Origin of the sequence: Mucilaginibacter lacusdianchii, from assembly GCF_009770985.1 — a bacterium.
Taxonomy (GTDB): domain Bacteria; phylum Bacteroidota; class Bacteroidia; order Sphingobacteriales; family Sphingobacteriaceae; genus Mucilaginibacter; species Mucilaginibacter lacusdianchii.
Genome location: NZ_WSRW01000002.1, coordinates 462,173 through 482,902 on the forward strand (window position 1 = coordinate 462,173; position 20,730 = coordinate 482,902).

Genomic DNA, 20,730 nt, shown 5'->3' on the forward strand with positions numbered 1-20,730 from the left:
AGGGTTAACCGTAAAGAATAAATTACAATGGGCGTAACACGTTTAAAAAGAAAAGACAGAAGAAACAAAACCGTTTCTCGTTTAGAAGTACAACATTTGAAACTGGCAACTAACCTGGAACCAGGAAGCCGCTCACAAGAGCCAAAAAACAGCCAGATTGCTAAAAACAACGAAATTTTAGCACAACTTTCTTCAAAGTAATTACTGATTCATTTCAGCATAAAAAAGCCTGCCGGTTATACCGGCAGGCTTTTTTGTTATCAAACAAAATAAGCCGTTAAATTACATTTAACGGCTTAACAAAAACTTATTAATACGCCCTACCAGCGCTGGTCCTTCATAAATAAAACCGGTGTACAACTGTATTAAAGAAGCACCTGCTTTCAATTTTTCATCTGCATCTTCGGGCGAGTGTATGCCTCCCACCCCAATAATTGGAAATGATTTTTTAGATTTTTCAGACAAATAACGAATCACCTCTGTTGAACGACTGGTTAACGGCTTACCGCTTAATCCTCCTGTTTCTTGTATTACCTTTTGTGATGATTGTAATCCTTCCCGGCTGATAGTTGTATTGGTAGCAATAACCCCGGCAATACCCGTTTGCTGCACAATTTCAACAATATCATCCAACTGCTCGTTGGTTAAATCAGGTGCTATTTTAAGCAAGATAGGTCTGCTGATACCACTTTTTTGATTACGTTGCTGTAAGGTGTTCAAAATTTGCATCAGCGGTTCTTTTTCCTGCAAAGCACGCAAGCCGGGTGTATTGGGCGAGCTTACGTTAACCACAAAATAATCTACCACATCAAACAAGCGGTCAAAGCACTTAATGTAATCACTTACGGCATCCTCATTAGGTGTGTTTTTATTTTTACCAATGTTGCCGCCGATAATAATGTTTTGTTGCTTGGCAGCATCGCTTTTACGGTAAGCGGCAATGCGCGAAGCCAGCACATCCACTCCCATATTATTGAAGCCCATACGGTTAATCAAGGCAGCATCGGCAGGTAAACGAAACATACGGGGTTTATCGTTACCAGGCTGTGGCAAAGGTGTTACCGTGCCTAGTTCAACAAAGCCAAAACCTAAGTTAGCCATTTCGGCAATTACATCGCCATTTTTATCAAACCCTGCGGCTAAGCCCACCGGGTTCTTAAATTTAAGGCCAAACACTTCGCGCTCCAGTCGCTTATCGGCAACATCCCAAACGCTTCTGCTTAAAGCAGTCCCGCCCGGAAAGCGGTTAAAACGTTTCAAGTTACGGGTTACAAAGTAATGAACCTTTTCGGGATCGAACTTAAAAAATATGGGCTTGATTAAGGGATACATGCTGCAAATTTAGGGCTTTGCAACCGTATTTGCAGAATTGATATAAAGCCCATACATTAGGGCTCCAACTATATACCCATGAGCAACCTATTTAACAGGCGAAAATTTATCACCAATACTGCCATCGCCACAACAGCCACCATCGCCCTGCCTCAAATTGTGTCGGCCGCTTTCAAAAACGAGAACGTGAAAAAATATGCATTGAACGAAAATGATGTCATTGTATTTCAAGGCGACTCGATAACTGATTGGGGCCGCAAAAGAGATGAAAATGCGCCTAATACTTTTGGCATGCTGGGTTCTGGCTATGCTTACCAGGCCGCCGCTAAGTTGCTGCTGGATCATGCAGATAAAAACTTACAGATATACAACCGTGGTGTTAGCGGAAACAAAGTATACCAGCTGGCCGAACGTTGGGACAATGAGTGTTTGAATTTTAAGCCAAATGTGTTAAGCATTATGATTGGGGTAAATGATTTTTGGCATACACTTACGGGTGGCTATAAAGGTACCATTGAAACTTACCGCACTGATTACAAAAAACTGCTTGACCGCACTAAACAAGCCTTGCCTAATGTAAAATTTATTATCGGTGAGCCGTTTGCAATTAAAGGTGTAAAAGCGGTAGATGAAAAATGGTATCCTGCTTTTGATGCTTACCGCCAAACATCCCGCGAGCTGGCCACTCAATACGATGCTGTATTTTTGCCATATCAAAAACTGTTCGATGAAGCTTTAAAAACTGCTCCGGCTGTTTATTGGACCAATGATGGTGTACATCCGAGCATTGCAGGTGCCGCTTTAATGGCACAAGCCTGGCTAAAAGCAATAAAAGATTAAAGCACTTACATGAAAGCTTTTACACTGTTGTTATCACTTTTTATGGCAACAAACTTTTTCCAAGCGCCATCAGCCAAAGAACTGGTTGGCGTTTGGAAGATATCTGACGTTAATGTAGATCCAGGTACGCCACTTGTTGCTAATGGTGCTGCTGCTGCCAGAATGAAGCTCGTAGTGATGAAGCTTGTGTTTGACATCAGGGCAGATCATCGTTTTTTCATGAAAGGCAATGTTACTAATCAGCAAATACCCGAGGGCGTGTGGCGTTTTGATACATCATCCAATATTATCAAAGTGAAAGAAGCGAATGGCTCAGAAGGTACGTTGGCAAACATATATGTTAAAAAAGACGGCAAGGGCCAAGTGTATTTCAGATTAATGGATACACCAATGACGCTTAAAGTTCATAAATAAACAGCCGTTTAACACATATTTAATTACAATTTACTTACACCGTGCGGCTTTACCCTTTCGGCCCAAATTGGTATATTTGTAGTTAAATGATTGCGATAAATAACCTGACGTTCGAGATTGGTGCACGTGCGCTGTATGACGAAGCCAACTGGCATATTAAACCCGGAGAAAAAATTGGCCTTATTGGCGCTAACGGAACCGGCAAAACTACCTTGCTGAAGCTAATTGTAGGCGACTACAAACCTACATCGGGCACTATATCTAAATCGAAAGAATTAACCATTGGTTATTTAAATCAGGATTTACTTTCTTACGCTTCTGATAAATCAATTTTGCATGTGGCAATGGAAGCCTTTGAGCGCCAGAACCAACTGCACACAGAAATTGAAACTTTGCTAAAGAAGCTGGAAACTGATTATAGTGAAGATTTATTAAACAAGCTAAGTGATAAACAGCACGAGTTTGAAGCACTGGATGGCTACAATATCGAATATAAAGCCCACGAAATATTAGCAGGTCTGGGTTTTAGCGATGTTGATCAGGAACGTAAACTAAACACCTTTTCGGGTGGATGGCGCATGCGGGTAATGCTGGCTAAAATTCTGTTACAAGCTCCGGATATTTTACTACTGGATGAGCCTACCAACCACTTGGACTTACCGTCTATTCAATGGTTGGAAGATTATTTACGAAATTTTGAAGGCGCCATTGTTATTGTATCGCACGATAGATGGTTTTTAGATAAAGTAATTAACCGTACCGTTGAATCGCGTAAAGGTAAACTGACTGTTTATGCTGGTAACTATACTTTTTATCTGGAAGAAAAATCCCTTCGTGAGGAGATTCAACGCGGAGAGTTTAAAAACCAGCAAGCCAAAATCCGCCAGGAAGAGCGTTTGATTGAACGTTTCCGGGCTAAAGCATCTAAAGCTAAAATGGCCCAATCGCGCATTAAAATGCTTGATAAAATGGAGCGCATTGATGATGTGGATGATGATAATCCTAGTGTGAATTTCAGTTTCAAATTCAGCAGGCAATCGGGTAGGAATGTAATCACCATCGAAGACCTGAGCAAGAGCTATCCAAATCTCGAGATATTAAGCCACGCCGACGCAGTAATTGAAAAAGGCGACAAAATTGCCCTGATTGGTGCCAACGGACGAGGTAAATCAACCCTATTGCGCATTATTGCCGGTGCTGATAAGGAATTTACAGGTAAAAGCGACACTGGGTACAACGTAACACAAACCTTCTTTGCTCAGCACCAGTTGGAATCTTTGCATCTGGAAAACGAGATTTTGCAGGAGCTACAGGCATTTGCGCCCAAACATACTGATACAGAGTTACGCTCAATTTTGGGTTCATTCTTGTTCACCGGTGATGATGTATTTAAAAAAATCCGCGTCCTTTCGGGTGGTGAAAAATCGCGCGTAGCGCTGGCTAAAGCACTTACCGCCGATGCTAACTTTTTAATACTCGATGAGCCTACCAACCACTTGGATATGCAATCGGTAAATATATTGATCCAGGCCATTCAACAGTATGAGGGTACGGTTATCGCCGTATCGCACGACCGTTACTTTTTGGATAATATTGCCAACAAAATTTGGTACATCGAAGACAAGCATATTAAAGAATACCCGGGCACTTACGCTGAGTATGAGGAATGGCAGTCTAAACGTAAACTGCAGCCTAAAGCAGCAGCACCTGCCCCGCAGCCTAAAAAGGAAGAAAAAAAGCCAGAGGTGAAGCAACAGCCAACCGAGGATAAATCCAAGCAGTTAAAAAAACTGAATCAGGATTTAACCCGCATGGAACAGCAGATTGCCGATTTGGAAAAAGAAGTAAAGCAACTAGAAGGCAAACTGGCCGATGACAGTATTTACAGTAATCCGAATAAATTAAAAGAAACCAATACCAGCTATCAGCAAAAGCAAACCCAGCTAAAGCAAGTACAGCAACAATGGGAAACACTGGCTGAACAGATTATGGAACTGGAAGCTTAATTATAAAACGACTTTAAAACGTCATGTTGAAGGAAAATTCGGCATGACGTTTTTATTTTGTGGTGTATGAAAAAGTGCTTGAGTATATTAATGATTATTTGCTTAGCTGTGTTGAAATCATTTGCACAGCAGCTGGTTTACAACAACTATACTTACCGGCCCGAGATTAAAAGCGTTGAGTGTTATAATACTAGTAAAGAAGGCTCGTTCCCAATCATCAACCTGCATTCTACCGAGCAAATACAGTTAAATTTTGACGACCTGAGCGGCCAAAGTCATAACTATTACTACACTATACAACATTGTGATGCACAATGGAATCCTTCAAACCTGTCGCCAGCCGAGTACTTGCAAAGCTATATGGAAGACCGCCTGCTGGATTACTGGTATGCCAGCGGTACCGTGCAAAAATATGTGCATTACGAATTAAAAATTCCCAACCAAAACATTGCGCCAAAACTTAGCGGTAATTATTTACTAAAAGTTTATGAAGACGGTGACCAACGTAAGCTGGCTTTAACACGCCGTATTTATATTGCTGGAACAGCTGCATCTGTTGCGGCCGAGATTCTACCATCTAACATTGTATCATTAAGGCAAGCCAATCAAAAAATTAACTTTCAGGTTGATTATGCAGGGTTAAATGTATCTAACCCCTATAGCGACATAAAGATACTCGTTATGCAAAACGGGCGGCCCGAAACGGCTGTACTAAACACCCGCCCTACCAACGTGCGCGGCACCCAATTACTTTTCAACGATTACCAGAGTAATGACTTTGCCGGTGGCAATGAATTTAGGCACTTTGATATACGTACCTTAAAATTGAATTCCGAACGGGTGGCCAGAATTTTTAAAGACACCGCTAATACTGTTTTGCTTTTGGGGGATGCTAACCGCAATCAACAAGGTTACTTGTTTTTATACGATAGCGATGGCAATTTCTTCATTCGGAATCAGGACGGCCGGGATGCTCGTACGGACGCCGACTATGCACAGGTATATTTTAACTTAGCCGCTAATCAAAATCCGGCTGATGGTGATATGTATGTGGTAGGTAAATTTAATGATTACCGGATGGATGCCGCCAGCAAAATGCAGTACGATGGCAGCAACAACCGCTACCGCATAAACGTGCTCCTTAAACAAGGTGTATATGATTACCAGTATGCCTGGGTTCCTCGCAGCACTAATCATACTGATCCTGTTATTCCCGAGGGTAGCTATTTTGAAACTGAAAACGAATATCAGGTACTGATTTACTACCGGGCGCCTGGTGCTCGTGGAGAGGGATTAATTGGCTACAAATTGCTCACTACTGCAAAACGATAATAAAGGACTTACCTGAAAGGAGATTTAATTTAAAGGCGATTCAAACCTTGAGGTTGTTAATAGCTTAAATTGTTGAATTGCCCGCCATAGGTGTTAGCCACTAAAAGATTATATTTGCGCCTTATTTTACTACCAATGATTACATCTAAAAAGCCTCAAGACTCGCTGGTTATCATGAATGAATTTGTTATGCCGAATGATACCAACATGATGCATAACCTGATGGGCGGACGGCTGTTATACTGGATGGATATTGCAGCGGCCATGTCGGCACAGAAACACAGTAACCGCTTAGTGGTAACCGCATCCGTAGATAACGTATCTTTTCAGCATTCGATTAAACTGGGCGATGCCGTAACCATTGAAGCTAAAGTAACCCGCGCATTCAATAAATCAATGGAAGTACGGTTGGATGTATGGGCCGAGAATATACCTACCGGCACACGGGTTAAAAGCAACGAGGCTTATTATACATTTGTGGCCTTGGATGGTGATGGCACGCCTGTACAGGTACCGGAACTGATCCCTGGTACGCCCGAAGAGGAATCTTTATATGCTGGTGCTCTTCGACGTCGTCAGCTGCGTTTAATATTAAGCGGCCGTATGGAACCAAATGATGCTACTGAGTTAAAAGCATTATTTATGGCTGCCAAGCAAGAATAAACAGTACTAAAAAGATATAATGCTTATCTAGATAAGCACGCTTAAACTAAAAAGGTCATTGTCTAGTATCAGACAATGACCTTTTTAGTTTAAATGAATATCAATGCTAAAAGTGCCCTCTTATCTTGTTATGAATTTGCTCGTCGTACAGCTTGCGCAGTTGCTGGTGTATTTCCAGCGAAAGCGGTTGCATATCGGAAGCGTCTACATTGCCATGTACCTGGCTAATTTTAGATGCGCCTGGTATCACAGTCGTAACTTCGGGATGATCCAATATCCAGCGGATGGCCCATTGCGCCATGCGCTCATCAGGCAATATAGCTTTTATCTGTGCAGCTAACCTTACGCCTTCTTTAAATTCAATACCCGAAAAGGTTTCACCGGCATTGAAAGCATCACCATTTGCATTGAAATTACGATGATCATTTGCGTCAAAAGTAGTATCTTCTTTAAATTTACCGCTTAGCAAACCGCTGGCCAGTGGCACACGCACAATCAGCGCTACGCCTTCTTCTTTAGCTTTGGCAAAAACTTCATCAGCCACATGCTGGCGGAACAAGTTAAATATTATTTGCAGTGATGCTAGTCCATCCTGCTCCAAACACATTAAAGCCTCTTCTGATGTTTCCACGCTTGCACCAAAATAACGGATTAACCCTTCTTGCTGTAGTTTGCGCAAGTTGTCAAATACCTTTCCTGAACGCATTTCATCCGTTGGGATGCAGTGTAACTGCTCCAAAAATAATTGCGATACCCCCAAGTGCTGCAACGAATCTTCTACCTGGCGCTTCATGGCATCATAGGTAAAGTTTTGTGGCCAGCCATTGCCGCCGTCACCCCGCCTGCCCAACTTGGTTGCTACAAAAATTTCCTTGTCTGTACTTTTTAAAAACTTGCCTATTACCGTTTCGCTTACGCCCATGCCGTACACGTCGGCTGTGTCAATAAAATTACCTCCGGCACCAACATAGCTTTGCAATATCTTTATGGCTTCAGCCTCGTCTACATTACCCCAATCGGCACTGCCCAACTGCCACGTACCCAAGCCCACCTCGGCCACGGATACGTCCTTAAACGCTCTGTATTTCATTCTGAGTAGATGTCTGATTTTAAGTTTATAATATAACAGTCAACCTGCGCCTTGTCAATAAGGTTTTAAAAAAGAGTTTTAACCCTTTAGCTTCCTAACTCCACAATGCGATCAAACTCCTCTGCCTTCAACCCCATTACCGATAGACGGCCCTGACGCACCAAGCTAATGTCTTTCAACCGTTCGTCAGATTTGATTTGCTCTAAAGTAACCGGCTTTTTTAATGTTTCAACAGGCGACAAATCAACCACAACCCAGTTTGTATCATCAGTAGTGGGATCTTGGTAAAACTCCTTCACTACTTTGGCTATGCCAACTACTGCTTTCCCTTCATTGCTGTGATAAAAAAGCACCAGGTCACCCTCTTTCATCCCTTTCAGGTTATTGCGGGCCTGATAATTGCGCACGCCATCCCAAAAGGTGCGTCCGTCTTGGTTGAATTTTTCCCAACTGTATTTAAATGGTTCTGATTTGACGAGCCAGTATTGCATATAAAATAACGCTTAAAACTTTAATTAATATTCGCTAAAAGCGCCGTAAAGGTGAAAATTTGTACCGAGAAATTAAAACGAATGTGTTATATGACCGTCTCTAAACATACATTCATAAAATATTCATGGTGTCAACATAACCCATTTGACCAATTAATAATAGTAAACTATTACATCGACCGAGTGTTAATTACTACATCTAAAAAGTAAAACTCACATGAGAAACGGATTATTTGAATATGGCGATCGCGTGGTAATCAGCCAAACAGACGAACGCGGAACAGTTAACTTAGACCAGATGAAAGACGGCGACCCTGTTGAGGTTGCTTTGGATGGCAGCGGTGTAGTAAACACGTACAGTGAAGACGACTTGGAGTTTGATGAAGATTACCAGCCCAACACTGGTGAGTAAACTTTAATTGCCTGCAGCTTATGCCTGTTAGTGAATTATTTTAAACACTAGTTCTTTTAATAATTCGCCGTGCGAGGCATTGGAATCAACACCTTTGCTTTTCAAATCATATTCGCGCAATAGCGATATAATTTGCATGGTTTTGTAATAGTCGAAGCTGCGGGCAGCTTGTTCGTAATCTTTGATAAAATACGGACTAACGCCCAACTCGCGGGCAGCATTAGCCTTGTCTTTGGTATAATGATATAAAAGGGCCTTGCTAAAAAAATTATTCAGGTTACCTAAAACCAGCACTATTGGGTTAGCTTTGGGATTAGCCTCAAAGTAGTTTACGATTTGGTTGGCCTTTAATACATCTTTACGAATCAGTGCCGATTGCAGCTCGAAAACATTATACTCTTTACTGATACCAATGTTTTCCTGAACATCTTTCAAAGTAATTTCCTGACCGGCGGGAACGTTAAGCATCAGCTTGCTTAACTCATTGGCAATTTTAGACAAATCGTTACCCAGATACTCTGCCAGCATAGCCGAGGCCTGCGGACTTATACGGTAGCTTTTGCCGGTAACATGACTTTCAACCCAGGCAGGTATTTTGTTATCATACAAAGCTGCCGACTCCATTACAATACCGTTTTTGTCAATGGCTTTATACGCCTTTTTCCTCTTGTCAAACTTACAATACTTGTAACAAAACACGAGAATTGTGCTTGCCAACGGGTTTTCGAAGTAACTTAACACCGGGTTGAGGCCTTTTTTATCGGCATCTTCCTTGCCCCATTTCATGTCCTGCGCTTCTTTGACGATGATTACTTGATACTCGGCCATCATAGGAAAGCGCCGTGCCGCGTTTATTACGGTCATAATATCAGTATCCTTACCGTATAATAAAGTTTGATTAAAGCCTTTTTCTGCGTCGTTAAGCACCTTGTCTTCTATGTAATTGCTTACCTCGTCAATAAAATAAGGTTCTTCGCCATGCAGAAGGTACAAGGGTTTAAATTTGCGGCTTTTCAGTTCTTTCAGTATCTCGTTCGCAGTCATTTTACAGGTGTGCAATTTACAAAATAAGCGATTAGGATTTAGCAGGGATAATGATGAATTTAGCGCGATGAATTTGCTGCAACCGCTCCATTTGCCGCCCTACCCTTTCAAGCTGACTGACCAAAACGGTCAGCTTTATATTTTTGATGATATCCGAAAAAAAAACTTACTGTTGACACCTGAAGAATGGGTACGCCAGCATTTTGTACAATACCTGGTGCAAGTAAAAGGCTACCCTAAAGCGTTAATTAAACTGGAAGGCGGATTAAGGCAAAACGGTATTGCACGCCGGTCGGACATTGTGGTGTTCAATACCGATGGCAACAAGATTTTGATGGTAGAGTGTAAAGCGCCGGGTGTTGAAATTACCCAAAAAGTATTTGACCAGATTGCCCGTTACAACATTACGCACCGCGTACCTGTATTAGCCGTAACTAACGGACTGCAACATTATTACTGCTTTATAAATTTCGAGAAAAGCAACTATCAGTTTATAGAGGAACTGCCTGTATATAGCAGGTTATAATTATTTTATTAATGTATCATCACCAACCAGGTTCAGTATCTTTTCTTTCAATTCATCAGGCTTAAATGGCTTGGACACATAATCGTTCATACCCGAACTAAACACCTTTTCGCGGATATCAATCAAAGCAGACGCTGTTAAAGCAATGATAGGCGTATTAGCTTTTTTAGGATCTTCAAGCTTACGAATTTCCATAGCGGCATCAAAGCCGTTCATTACCGGCATCTGCAAATCCATCAGGATAATATCAAAATTGCCATATTGAACCTGTTCGATAGCACGTTCGCCGTTTTCGGCAAATGATGATTTTAAATGCCATTTAGAAAAAAGCTTTTTCATCAACATAGTATTTACCGAGTTATCCTCGGCAACCAGCACATTCAGATGGCTTAAATTATTTTGATCGGCTACCTGCTCTTGGGTTGGAACTGTTGTTTTAGGCTTTTCTACCGGTTTTTCTGTTGAAACCGGGAACTCCATATTAAATGTAAAAGCTGACCCCTCTCCAGGCTTGCTCGATACCTGCATTTGCACGCCTTTCAATTCCAGCAAACGTTTAACTATAGCCAAACCTAACCCGGTGCCTCCGTATTGGCGTGTGGTGGTGATAGATTCTTGCGTAAAAGGCTCAAATATTGCATCCAGGTTTTCGCGTTCAATGCCAATACCGGTATCTCTTACAGCAAAGCTGATGGTTGCGCGGTCATGGCGGTCTTCAACCAGTTCAACAATTACCTGAATTTGCCCTTGCTGGGTGAATTTAATGGCATTGCTAACTAAATTGAAGATAATTTGCGTTATGCGGGTAGGGTCACCAATAATGATTCTTTGATTTAAACGGGGGTCAACATCCAGCACAAAGTTTAGGCCCTTTTCATTAGCCTTAATAATTTGTCCGCCGCATATATTACCCATCAGTTCGGTAAGGTTAAACCTGATGTTTTCGAATACTATTTTGCCCGATTCAATTTTGTTGAAATCCAGCACGTCGTTTACAATGGCCAGCAAGTTGTTTGCCGAAAACTTCAAGATTTCTAAGTTTTCTTTTTGGTCATTTCTAGGATTGCCCATCATCAACAGATTGGTCATGCCGATTACAGCATTTAACGGCGTACGAATTTCGTGCGACATGGTCGACAAAAACTCTGATTTGGCCTGTGATGATTTTTCGGCTTTATCAATGGCCGACTCTAATACGGTGTTCAGCCTTTTTTGCTCGTGGCTGTTTTTCTTAAGCTGCCTGATGTTGGTTATAAAAGCCTGGTAAAAATGGTTATGAATAAACACCAACAAAATAAAATTACCCAATACGCTGATGATAATGGTAGGTTGGTCTAACCGTTGTGGTTTAAAATCAATGATATATATGTTATTATAAGCATATATCATAAATATAACAACAGGTACCAGGTTCATGAGCGAATACAACATCCCCCATTTAGGACCCAGCATATAATAGCTGAATATCACAATAATCAGAACAAGTTGTACCGTGACAACATCTACCCGCTGAAATATGATAAAAACATCAATGAGGTTAATAAGGCTTCCTATTACCAGCAAAGCATGTGATACAAATTTCCAATCGGGCTTCCAGGTAAGATACTTAAAAAGTATAGCAATACTTAACAGCACAGCACCGCCAACGCTTGTCAATACAGCTTTATGCTGAAAGTATAAATTGATAAATACAATAGATACGGTACCAAACACCAACCACAAGCCATAATACAGTAAACGTACCCGGGCAACATCCATTTGGGAGTGTTCATCTGTAATAATTTTATTTATGGAGAGGTTAAAAAAACCTGCTTCTTTACTCATGGTAAGATGTTGTAATAATCAGTATCTGTATGTATATAAAACATCAGCTTACCATAATGCTAAGCTGATGTTTGGTCATCAAAGTTCTTTATCTATTACAATTAATTTGCCAGAAGAGCTAGGTTATCTTCCAGAATCTTAATTTTTGCTTCAGCATCAGCTTTTTTCTTGCGCTCGTTGTCTATAATTTCGGGCTTAGCATTATTTACAAAACGCTCGTTGCTTAGCTTAGCATTTACTGATTTCAGGAATCCTTCCAAGTAATCTTTCTCTTTCTGTAATCGCTCACGCTCAGCTTCGGCATCTATATTGCCTTCTAAAGGAATAAAAAACTCGTTTCCTGATACAATAAAGCTGGCTGCACCGGCTATTTTATCAGTTACTGTATTAAATTCGCTGATATTGCCCAATTTGGTTATTACTGGTAAAAACGCACTGTAATCGGTTCCGTTATTAATTTTTACAGATAATGATAAAGCTTCTTTAGGTGAAATTTGCTTGCTATTGCGCGTATTACGTATTTCGGTAATCAAATGTTTTATCCCTTCAAACTCTTGTAACAAACGGGCATCTATTTGCTCACTTGTTGGCAATTGAGCCACAATACAACAATCTTGCGACGTACGCTCGCCAAACAAATCATCATGCCATAACTCTTCGGTAATAAACGGCATAAAGGGGTGCAACAGTTTTAATAAATCTTCAAAAAAGCCGATGGTATAATCGTATGTTTGCTTATCAACAGGTTGTTGGTAAGCAGGCTTAACCATTTCCAGGTACCAGGCGCAAAAATCATCCCAAACCAGTTTATAAACGGCCATGATGGCGTCAGACAAGCGGTATTGTTTAAAGTTGTCTTCTATCTCGGCCAGTGCTTGGTTAAAGCGGTTTTTGAACCAATTAACAGATGGGCTGTTGGCATATACTAAACTATCATCTACTTCCCATCCTTTAACCAACCTAAATGCATTCCATATTTTGTTGGCAAAATTACGTCCCTGTTCACAATAGCTTTCGTCGAACATCAGGTCGTTGCCAGCCGGTGAACACATCAGCATTCCTACACGAACGCCATCGGCACCAAACTTTTCAATTAGGCCAAGCGGATCGGGTGAGTTGCCCAATGACTTAGACATTTTGCGGCCCAGTTTATCGCGCACAATACCCGTAAGATACACATTGCGGAATGGCGCCTCACCCTTAAACTCATGCCCTGCCATTATCATACGCGCTACCCAAAAGAAAAGAATCTCTGGAGCCGTTACCAAATCGTTGGTCGGATAGTAATAGTTGATATCGGCGTTATCCGGATCTTTAAAACCATCAAAAACCGAAATTGGCCACAACCATGACGAAAACCATGTATCTACTACGTCGGGATCCTGGTAAATGCCGGCAGATTCTAAGCCTTGTGCTGCAAATTCTGCTTCCGCCTCGGCTTGCGTTTTAGCTACCACCCACTGGCCTTTATCGTTGTACCAGGCTGGAATTTGCTGGCCCCACCATAACTGGCGACTGATATTCCAGTCGCGCACGTTTTCCATCCAATGACGGTAAGTATTAATGAACTTGTCTGGGATGAGTTTAACCTCGCCGTTTAATACATAATCCAGCGCAGGCTGAGCCATCTCCTGCATTTTGCAGAACCATTGCATAGACAGTTTTGGCTCAATTACCGCATCTGTACGCTCCGAAAAGCCTACCTGCGATTTATATTCTTCTATCTTCTCTAACGCGCCGGCTTCCTCCAGCATTACGGCAATTTTTTTACGAGCGGCAAAGCGGTCCTCACCAATTAGTATCTGTGCGCTTTCGTTCAGCGAGCCATCATCGTTCAGAATATCGATTACCGGCAAATGATGTTTCTGGCCCAGTTCATAGTCATTTAAATCGTGCGCCGGGGTTACTTTCAAACAGCCGGTACCAAAATCCATCGTTACATACTCGTCCAGTATCACCGGAATTTCGCGGTTTATTAATGGCACGAATACTTTTTTGCCATGCAGGTGTGTATAACGCTCATCATTCGGGTTAACGCACACCGCACTATCGGCCATGATGGTTTCAGGGCGAGTGGTGGCAATAGTTAAGTAACCATTACCTTCAGCAAACTGATATTTGATATAGTAAAGTTTCTGGTTAACCTCTTTGCGAATTACTTCCTCGTCAGACACAGCAGTTAAACCTTTAGGGTCCCAGTTTACCATGCGTACGCCACGGTAAATCCACCCTTTTTTGTACAGATGGATGAAGGTATCTATTACCGCTGCTGACAAGTCAGGATCCATAGTGAAACGGGTACGATCCCAATCGCATGAAGCGCCCAGCTTTTTAAGTTGATCCAGGATAATGCCGCCATATTTTTCTTTCCACTCCCAGGCGTAGTTTAAAAACTCATCGCGGGTAAGATCTTTTTTGGCGATGCCGCGTTCTTTAAGCATGTTTACCACTTTGGCTTCAGTGGCTATGCTGGCATGATCGGTACCGGGTACCCAGCAGGCATTTTTGCCTTGCATACGCGCACGGCGTATCAGTACATCCTGAATGGTATTATTAAGCATATGGCCCATATGCAACACACCGGTTACATTGGGCGGCGGAATGACTATAGTGTATGGTTCGCGTTCGTCGGGAACTGATTTAAAAAACTTGTGTTCCAGCCAGTAGCTGTACCATTTATCTTCAACTTCGTTAAACTGGTAGGTTTTTGAAATACTCATAGCTCACAAAAATAATGTTTTGCTTTAATAGTTAAGGGCTTGAGTAAAGGGATTATAAATTATATGTTTGAACACTTTTAGGAGTAAATAAAGCATAAACCTATTTTAATTTGTACACACAAAACTGCTCGTAATTTGACTGCCTGTTCATATGCTCTAAATCAATACCATCCAACTCACTTCTAGTTAAATTCTTTAACCTGTAAAAAACCTTTTACAATTTGTTCATTCCCTTAATAATTCCTTAATTTAAGCTTTTATTTTAAACTGTTAAATGAAATCGAATTTAGGAAATTGGATGCTTGCAGCAGCCGTGTTATGCCTTTCGGCAAACACTTCTTGGGCTATTGATGGCGGCAAACCTGGCAAAGCCAAACCAGCGCCAGTCAAAAAATTTATTGATCCGGCCAACATGGATCCTTCTGTAAAACCCGGCGACGACTTTTTTGAGTACGCCAATGGTGGTTGGTTAAAAAACAACACCATTCCGGCAAAAGAAACCAGCTGGGGTAGCTTTTTGATGCTGCGTGATAACAACAAACGCCAAATTTTAGGCATTGTAGAAAACGTTAGCAAAACCTCGGCATCGCAACCTAAAGGTAGCTTACAACAACGTGTAGGTGATTTGTATGCCAGCGCTATAGATACGGTAACCATTGAGCGTTTGGGTTACAACCCTATAAAAGCTGATTTACAACGTATTGATGCCATTAACAGCTTGGACGGCGTAGTAAACGAAATGGTTTACGAGCGCTCAAACGCTATTGGCAGCCCGCTGTTTAGCTTTGGTGTTCGTCAAGATCCTAAAAATGTAAGCAAATACGTGGTTGGCTTTGGCCAAGGTGGTACTAGCTTACCCGATCGCGATTACTACCTAAATAACGATGCCCGCACACAGCGCATCCAAACTGCATATAAGCAATACGTTACCGACTTATTTACTTTAACCGGTACTTCGGCGGATGTGGCTGCAAAAAATGCCAATACCATTTTTGGTATTGAAAGTAAACTGGCACAAGCACAGATGAGCCGTGTGGCTATGCGCGATCCTAACAAAACTTATAACAAGTTTGCGGTATCGGATTTCAGCAAAACCACCCCGCACTTAAACTGGGCGCAAATTTTACCTAAGCTGAAAGTAAACGGACAAGATACCGTACTAGTTGGTCAGCCTGATTTCTACAAGTCAGCGGATGCTTTGTTAGCCTCTACTCCGGTTGAAGATTGGAAAACTTACCTCAAATGGAACATTCTGAAAGGTTCTGCCGGTTCATTAAGCTCTCCGTTTGTAAAAGCGCAATTTAAATACAGCAGCGTACTAAGCGGTCAGCAAGTACAAACACCACGTACCGAGCGCAGCGCACAGTTAGTGGATGGTGCTTTGGGCGAATTATTGGGTCAGCTTTATGTTGAGCAATACTTTAAGCCTGCTGCCAAAACTTACATGGAAGGCTTAGTAGCTAACTTAAGAACTGCCTTAGGCGAGCGTATCCAAAACCTGGATTGGATGACTGCCGAAACCAAAGCCCGTGCTTTGAAAAAGCTGAACGCCTTTACTGTTAAAATTGGTTATACCACAAAATGGGAAACCTACAACGGCCTGGATATTGCTCGTAACGATTACTTTGGCAACTTACGCCGCGTATCTAACTGGAGCTATAATGAGATGATTAACAGGCTGGGCAAACCGGTTGACAAAACCGAATGGGGCATGACACCTCCTACCGTTAACGCTTATTACAACCCGGTAAACAACGAGATTGTATTCCCTGCTGGTATTTTACAGTTCCCATTCTATGATTTTGCTGCTGATGATGCCGTAAATTATGGTGGTATCGGTACCGTTATCGGTCACGAAATGACTCATGGTTTTGATGACCAAGGTCGTCAGTATGATGCCGATGGTACCCTGCGCGACTGGTGGAAAGCTGAAGATGCTGATAAATTTAAAGTGCGTGCTACCCAACTGGCTAACGAATACAGCGGCTTTGTTGCAGTAGACACCATGCACGTAAATGGTCGTTTAACTTTAGGTGAAAACTTAGCCGACTTAGGCGGTATCAACGTAGCTTATACTGCGTTCAAAAAAACCAAACAAGGTCAGTCTAACACCAAAATTGACGGCTTTACCCCAGATCAGCGTTTCTTCTTGTCATTCGCACAAATCTGGAGAGGCTTACAACGCCCTGAGGCTACTGCCCAGCAAATTAAAACCGATCCACACTCACCTGGTCGTTTCCGTACTAATGGTCCGGTAGTGAACGTAGATGCTTGGTATAAAGCATTCGACGTTAAACCTGGTGATAAAATGTATTTGAAACCTGAAGACCGGATTAGAATCTGGTAATAATTGAGGTTTACTTTTTGAAGAGCCCGGCTAATTAGCCGGGCTCTTCTTGTTAGTTGTTAGCTTTTGTTTGTTTTTTGACTTCGTTTGTGCCCTGTTAGGATGGGGATGTGATTAAACCACAGCCTGTGGATGTTACTTTTTCTTTTACCGGAAAAGAAAAAGTAACCAAAAAGAAACCTCTCGGCCACACCTTCTTTCTACTTAAGACAGTGCGTTTACTTACAGTAGTAGCTACCGAAAGAAGCTGAATGCCGATTCTTTTTTGCCTAAGTTGTTCTGCCAGTGCTTTTGTAGAATAAGGATAGGAAAAGGGAAACAAAAAAAAGCGCAAAGGCCCGCTATCGTGCCCGGGCCAGCGTTGGGTAAGAGGGTAGACAGGGGATCGCGAGAGCTAGGCCTTTTGGATACTTTTGTGGCTATGACAAAAGTATCTAGCCACTGCGGCAATGAGCAGACGAAGTAAGTAAATGACCACTGAAAAACGTTAAGCTCCAAGCACAACCTCAACATAGCAGCACAAAAAAAGCGCATCCGAAAAGATGCGCTTTATAAAATAAATTATCTATAAAAACTACTCACTAACACTATTCTCCTTCTGTAACTTTTTAAACATTTCGCTGCCTATCAGGGCGTCAATCATGCCGCCGTTACCGCCGTCTTTACCGCTTACTAAAATTTCGGGCACTAATTTTACGCCGTTGCTGGCTAAGGCTTCGGCTACACGAACAATCGCATATTGCTCGGTACCCATGGCCTCTGTTTTTTGCTTGGTTACCTCGGCTTCTGCCAAACCGATAGCTTTAATTTTACCGGCTTCGGCAGTACCTTTTACTTCAGTTGCTTCAGCATCCGCTTTTGCAATGATGGTTTTAGCTTCTGCATCAGCACGGGCATTAATGGTGCGGTTCTCCGCATCAGCCTTGGCATTAATCGTTCTAGATTCAGCATCACCCTTGGCAGCAGCCACCTTAGCGGCCGACATTTGCGTGTTGATTTCAACCTGACGTGTTGATTTTACTACTTCCGGCTGCATATCGGCACCTGCTTTAGCACTTTCAAACTCTTTACGTTCCAATTGGGCGCTACGTTGAATTTCGTAGGTATGGCGTTCCTCTTCGGCCAGTTTACGGTCGGTCATGGTTTTCATCAGAGCCTCGGGCGGCACAATGTCGCCAATCAGGGTATCTACCCCTACCACGTTATAATCGGCCAGTACCTGACTGATGTGACCCTTGGCATCATCCTGCCGTTGCGAGCGATTGGTCAGGAAACCAATTACATCACTTTTTTGTGCTGCGTTACGGAAGTAGTTGGCAATGGTAGGTTCCAACACCTGTGATACCAGGTTTTTCATCTTACCAAAACGTGCAATTACCTTAGGCGCCTCATTGCGGGGTACGTGGATAATCTGTGCCACATCCAAGTTAAACGTAAAACCGTCGGACGAACGAACGCTGATAGTGCTTAGGTTCTTGTCCAACTCGTGCGCCTCACTACGGCTATTGGCCCAGTTAAGTACAATGTTGGTAGTAGGTACCACTTCAACGCCATGGGTATAAATATTTACGGGGTGCTTACCCGGATCAAGCGGCTCAGACCATACACCTTTTTGCGGCTTTTGCACGATGTTACCATGTTTAAAGGCATCACCGCTGGTGTCGGTACCTTCGGGACCTACAAAAGAGTTAACTACACCTACATAGCCAACGGGTATGTGCATCATATCTACCTGTTCTACAATTACAAACCAGGGGTTTAGGTAATAGGTACCGGCCAGTATCACATCTTCCTGCAAACCCTTTTTGCCGCCAGCGTGAATAAATGCCATCGGATCCTGATAATTACGGTGACCGGCTACCGAGCCGCCGGCAATTTCGCCTTTATCTAAAGGTTCGCCATCTAAAGTAGTTACTATACCCACTTTATTTTCGTGAATTTGGGTAATAGGCACTTTCTGAATTTCAAATAAAAAAGTGTTGATACGATAGTTACCAGGAGTTAAGAAAGCAGCCTGCGGACCTTTTTGTCCGTTAGTTTCCAGAAACCGCGCCGCATCCTGAAACTTGTCACATTCCACCGGTTTACCCAATACCCTGCCGGTATCAAAGGGAGCACCATCTTTAGCCTTCACAAGCCCAAGCTTATCTTGCTCAATGATGGTAAAAGGTTCCATAATAATACTATACTGCCATGGCCACATGCGCCAATACAGGCCTGGTGCTAAAGGCTTGGCCTGCATACCAGCCTCGCCTTTAGTGGCAATTATACGCCCGTCGGGCAGGCGCTTGTCGCCGTACAGGGTAAACTTTTTAATTACCAAACCAATACGGTCATCAGGCACGATAACCATACCGAAAAATACACGAAGTACAGATTTGTACATTACGAGTGCTGCCATAACGGGCAGTACCCACCACAGTTTAAAAATTAAATCAGCCATTATTTTGTTGGATTGTTTTATAAGGGGCCCTTAAGGTTCGGGCTCTGAACGTTGCTTATGACATTATTGTAGTACCTCGGTCATATAAGCGATATTTAGATATGACAGCAAAGGCTTTGTTACAGGAAATGTAATAATTTTTTTAATACGTTATCAAACAAGCAATTAATCTTACGGTCTATTATTAAAATGCTTATTCATTTTCTGCAAATAGTTATCTTTGTATTAAGTAATCGTCAATATTTTCCTGCGTGGAGTTAAAAGTTGAGAATCGTAAATCATTAACAAGCGGCGACGTGGTAGCAACGCGTGCCCTTTACGACCGTTATGGCAATATGTTATTAGGCTACATAACACGGGTAGTAAAGGATAAAAAGCTGGCTGAGGAATACTTGATAGAGGTATTTAAAGAAGTACCCCGTCAGTTGGACAGCTTAACCTTAACAAACGAAAGCACATGGCTCCGTTTACAACTACTGGCTAAGCAAAAACTAAGCAACTTTGCAACCACTTTGCGTTCATGCAGTTCCAGAGATTTTGTAAAAATGGACGGTTCGGATACTGATCGTTATCTGGATTCTATGAACATGGAACAACGTTTTGTTTTTTGTGGTGTGTACTACAATCAGCAACCCATTGCTTCGCTGGCGCAGGAATTAGGCAAATCTGAAGAAGACATAAGATTAATATTGAGACAAGCTTTTAGCATTATCAGAAATGGATAAACCCATACAGGACTTTATTGAAAGCGGTATATTAGAAACCTATGTTACCGGAACAGCTTCTGAAGCAGAAGAGAAGGAAGTGCTGTATATGAAAAACAATTACCCTGAGGTAAAAACGGCGTTGGCTGATTTGGAAGTTGATATGGAGAAATTGGCTCAACATATGGCCATAGCACCACCATCGGGGTTATGGAACCGTATTGAAGCCGAGTTTAACGAGCTAACAGTTACCCCGAATGAAACGGCACTAAAACTTAACCGGGAACAACAGTATCGCCGAAATGAAAGCGATCCTAAAGGGCCTAATTATATCGAGGTTGAAGCCGAATCTACCCACATGCGCATCCATAAGGCATGGAAGTGGGTGTTTGCTGCAGTGTTTATTTTAGGTAAGATATTTTTGGCCTGTGCTATTTATTTTTATTTAGAAAACAGGCAGGCGCAGCAAAGTATTCAAGAGCTGAAGCAAGAAGTAAGAGAATTAAAAAAGAGATAATTTAATTATGAGTCCAAAGTATCAA

Annotated in this window: 18 protein-coding genes; 11 read left to right on the top strand and 7 right to left on the bottom strand. The window is 42.1% G+C overall.

The genetic code is table 11. The features are described from left to right. Positions 1–27 precede the first annotated feature (27 nt). Positions 28–201: a spore protein gene (locus GPM24_RS09175; RefSeq protein WP_158826464.1), complete on the top strand. Its 174-nt coding sequence runs from the start codon at positions 28–30 to the stop codon at positions 199–201. 87 nt (positions 202–288) lie between these two features. Here GPM24_RS09175 and GPM24_RS09180 read toward each other — a convergent pair whose 3' ends face one another. Further along, positions 289–1,332 carry a quinone-dependent dihydroorotate dehydrogenase gene (locus tag GPM24_RS09180; protein WP_158826465.1) on the bottom strand — a complete coding sequence of 348 codons (1,044 nt, stop codon included), beginning with the start codon at positions 1,330–1,332 and terminating at the stop codon, positions 289–291. A 78-nt stretch (positions 1,333–1,410) separates the two neighbouring features. On the opposite strand from GPM24_RS09180, the gene GPM24_RS09185 reads away from it, so the two are divergent. From GPM24_RS09185 to GPM24_RS09205, 5 genes are all read left to right on the top strand, one after another. Next, positions 1,411–2,172 (top strand): SGNH/GDSL hydrolase family protein, encoded by a 762-nt coding sequence (locus tag GPM24_RS09185; RefSeq protein WP_158826466.1) that lies wholly within the window; start codon positions 1,411–1,413, stop codon positions 2,170–2,172. Between the two features lie 9 nt (positions 2,173–2,181). Beyond that, on the top strand, positions 2,182–2,586 hold the full coding sequence (locus tag GPM24_RS09190) for a hypothetical protein (protein ID WP_158826467.1): 405 nt from the start codon (positions 2,182–2,184) through the stop codon (positions 2,584–2,586). 86 nt (positions 2,587–2,672) lie between these two features. Beyond that, entirely contained in the window at positions 2,673–4,592 is a 1,920-nt protein-coding gene (locus tag GPM24_RS09195) for an ABC-F family ATP-binding cassette domain-containing protein (RefSeq protein WP_158826468.1), read from the top strand. Positions 4,593–4,682: 90 nt separating this feature from the next. Then, on the top strand, positions 4,683–5,924 hold the full coding sequence (locus tag GPM24_RS09200) for a type IX secretion system plug protein (protein ID WP_233268769.1): 1,242 nt from the start codon (positions 4,683–4,685) through the stop codon (positions 5,922–5,924). 135 nt (positions 5,925–6,059) lie between these two features. Then, positions 6,060–6,587: an acyl-CoA thioesterase gene (locus GPM24_RS09205; protein WP_158826470.1), complete on the top strand. Its 528-nt coding sequence runs from the start codon at positions 6,060–6,062 to the stop codon at positions 6,585–6,587. Positions 6,588–6,693: 106 nt separating this feature from the next. Here GPM24_RS09205 and GPM24_RS09210 read toward each other — a convergent pair whose 3' ends face one another. Next, positions 6,694–7,677 carry an aldo/keto reductase gene (locus GPM24_RS09210; protein WP_158826471.1) on the bottom strand — a complete coding sequence of 328 codons (984 nt, stop codon included), beginning with the start codon at positions 7,675–7,677 and terminating at the stop codon, positions 6,694–6,696. An 86-nt stretch (positions 7,678–7,763) separates the two neighbouring features. Then, a complete protein-coding gene (locus tag GPM24_RS09215) occupies positions 7,764–8,168 on the bottom strand; it encodes an EVE domain-containing protein (RefSeq protein WP_158826472.1) in 405 nt (134 codons plus the stop codon). A gap of 217 nt (positions 8,169–8,385) precedes the next feature. Here GPM24_RS09215 and GPM24_RS09220 point away from each other — a divergent pair, with 217 nt between their 5' ends. Then, the gene (locus GPM24_RS09220; protein ID WP_158826473.1) at positions 8,386–8,580 is read left to right on the top strand and encodes a hypothetical protein; all 195 of its coding nucleotides are present in this window, start codon (positions 8,386–8,388) and stop codon (positions 8,578–8,580) included. 27 nt (positions 8,581–8,607) lie between these two features. Here the strand turns inward: GPM24_RS09220 and holA are convergent, their stop codons facing one another. Then, positions 8,608–9,624, bottom strand: coding sequence for a DNA polymerase III subunit delta (gene holA, locus GPM24_RS09225; RefSeq protein ID WP_158826474.1), 1,017 nt, complete (start codon positions 9,622–9,624; stop codon positions 8,608–8,610). 67 nt (positions 9,625–9,691) lie between these two features. On the opposite strand from holA, the gene GPM24_RS09230 reads away from it, so the two are divergent. Beyond that, positions 9,692–10,150 (top strand): type I restriction enzyme HsdR N-terminal domain-containing protein, encoded by a 459-nt coding sequence (locus GPM24_RS09230; RefSeq protein WP_158826475.1) that lies wholly within the window; start codon positions 9,692–9,694, stop codon positions 10,148–10,150. On the opposite strand, the gene GPM24_RS09235 is transcribed toward GPM24_RS09230, so the two are convergent. Both GPM24_RS09235 and GPM24_RS09240 read right to left on the bottom strand, forming a co-directional pair. Further along, complete coding sequence (locus GPM24_RS09235) at positions 10,151–11,974, bottom strand: ATP-binding protein (RefSeq protein ID WP_158826476.1); 1,824 nt, start codon at positions 11,972–11,974, stop codon at positions 10,151–10,153. It abuts the gene before it with no gap. Positions 11,975–12,075: 101 nt separating this feature from the next. Beyond that, a complete protein-coding gene (locus GPM24_RS09240; protein WP_158826477.1) occupies positions 12,076–14,694 on the bottom strand; it encodes a valine--tRNA ligase in 2,619 nt (872 codons plus the stop codon). 274 nt (positions 14,695–14,968) lie between these two features. On the opposite strand from GPM24_RS09240, the gene GPM24_RS09245 reads away from it, so the two are divergent. Continuing rightward, complete coding sequence (locus tag GPM24_RS09245; protein ID WP_233268770.1) at positions 14,969–17,041, top strand: M13 family metallopeptidase; 2,073 nt, start codon at positions 14,969–14,971, stop codon at positions 17,039–17,041. A gap of 574 nt (positions 17,042–17,615) precedes the next feature. Here GPM24_RS09245 and GPM24_RS09250 read toward each other — a convergent pair. Next, complete coding sequence (locus tag GPM24_RS09250; RefSeq protein ID WP_158826478.1) at positions 17,616–19,484, bottom strand: SPFH domain-containing protein; 1,869 nt, start codon at positions 19,482–19,484, stop codon at positions 17,616–17,618. A gap of 251 nt (positions 19,485–19,735) precedes the next feature. Here GPM24_RS09250 and GPM24_RS09255 point away from each other — a divergent pair, with 251 nt between their 5' ends. Together GPM24_RS09255 and GPM24_RS09260 are read left to right on the top strand one after the other, a co-directional pair. Next, positions 19,736–20,209 carry an RNA polymerase sigma factor gene (locus tag GPM24_RS09255; RefSeq protein ID WP_158826479.1) on the top strand — a complete coding sequence of 158 codons (474 nt, stop codon included), beginning with the start codon at positions 19,736–19,738 and terminating at the stop codon, positions 20,207–20,209. Further along, complete coding sequence (locus GPM24_RS09260) at positions 20,202–20,705, top strand: hypothetical protein (RefSeq protein ID WP_158826480.1); 504 nt, start codon at positions 20,202–20,204, stop codon at positions 20,703–20,705. Before GPM24_RS09255 ends, GPM24_RS09260 begins: the two co-directional genes overlap by 8 nt. Positions 20,706–20,730 lie beyond the last annotated feature (25 nt).

Bases quoted from the DNA above. Each gene is read 5' to 3' on its own strand.
- GPM24_RS09175 (WP_158826464.1), top strand. From the start codon at position 28: ATGGGCGTAACACGTTTAAAAAGAAAAGACAGAAGAAACAAAACCGTT.
- GPM24_RS09180 (WP_158826465.1), bottom strand. From the start codon at position 1,332: ATGTATCCCTTAATCAAGCCCATATTTTTTAAGTTCGATCCCGAAAAG.
- GPM24_RS09185 (WP_158826466.1), top strand. From the start codon at position 1,411: ATGAGCAACCTATTTAACAGGCGAAAATTTATCACCAATACTGCCATC.
- GPM24_RS09190 (WP_158826467.1), top strand. From the start codon at position 2,182: ATGAAAGCTTTTACACTGTTGTTATCACTTTTTATGGCAACAAACTTT.
- GPM24_RS09195 (WP_158826468.1), top strand. From the start codon at position 2,673: ATGATTGCGATAAATAACCTGACGTTCGAGATTGGTGCACGTGCGCTG.
- GPM24_RS09200 (WP_233268769.1), top strand. From the start codon at position 4,683: ATGATTATTTGCTTAGCTGTGTTGAAATCATTTGCACAGCAGCTGGTT.
- GPM24_RS09205 (WP_158826470.1), top strand. From the start codon at position 6,060: ATGATTACATCTAAAAAGCCTCAAGACTCGCTGGTTATCATGAATGAA.
- GPM24_RS09210 (WP_158826471.1), bottom strand. From the start codon at position 7,677: ATGAAATACAGAGCGTTTAAGGACGTATCCGTGGCCGAGGTGGGCTTG.
- GPM24_RS09215 (WP_158826472.1), bottom strand. From the start codon at position 8,168: ATGCAATACTGGCTCGTCAAATCAGAACCATTTAAATACAGTTGGGAA.
- GPM24_RS09220 (WP_158826473.1), top strand. From the start codon at position 8,386: ATGAGAAACGGATTATTTGAATATGGCGATCGCGTGGTAATCAGCCAA.
- holA (WP_158826474.1), bottom strand. From the start codon at position 9,624: ATGACTGCGAACGAGATACTGAAAGAACTGAAAAGCCGCAAATTTAAA.
- GPM24_RS09230 (WP_158826475.1), top strand. From the start codon at position 9,692: ATGAATTTGCTGCAACCGCTCCATTTGCCGCCCTACCCTTTCAAGCTG.
- GPM24_RS09235 (WP_158826476.1), bottom strand. From the start codon at position 11,974: ATGAGTAAAGAAGCAGGTTTTTTTAACCTCTCCATAAATAAAATTATT.
- GPM24_RS09240 (WP_158826477.1), bottom strand. From the start codon at position 14,694: ATGAGTATTTCAAAAACCTACCAGTTTAACGAAGTTGAAGATAAATGG.
- GPM24_RS09245 (WP_233268770.1), top strand. From the start codon at position 14,969: ATGAAATCGAATTTAGGAAATTGGATGCTTGCAGCAGCCGTGTTATGC.
- GPM24_RS09250 (WP_158826478.1), bottom strand. From the start codon at position 19,484: ATGGCTGATTTAATTTTTAAACTGTGGTGGGTACTGCCCGTTATGGCA.
- GPM24_RS09260 (WP_158826480.1), top strand. From the start codon at position 20,202: ATGGATAAACCCATACAGGACTTTATTGAAAGCGGTATATTAGAAACC.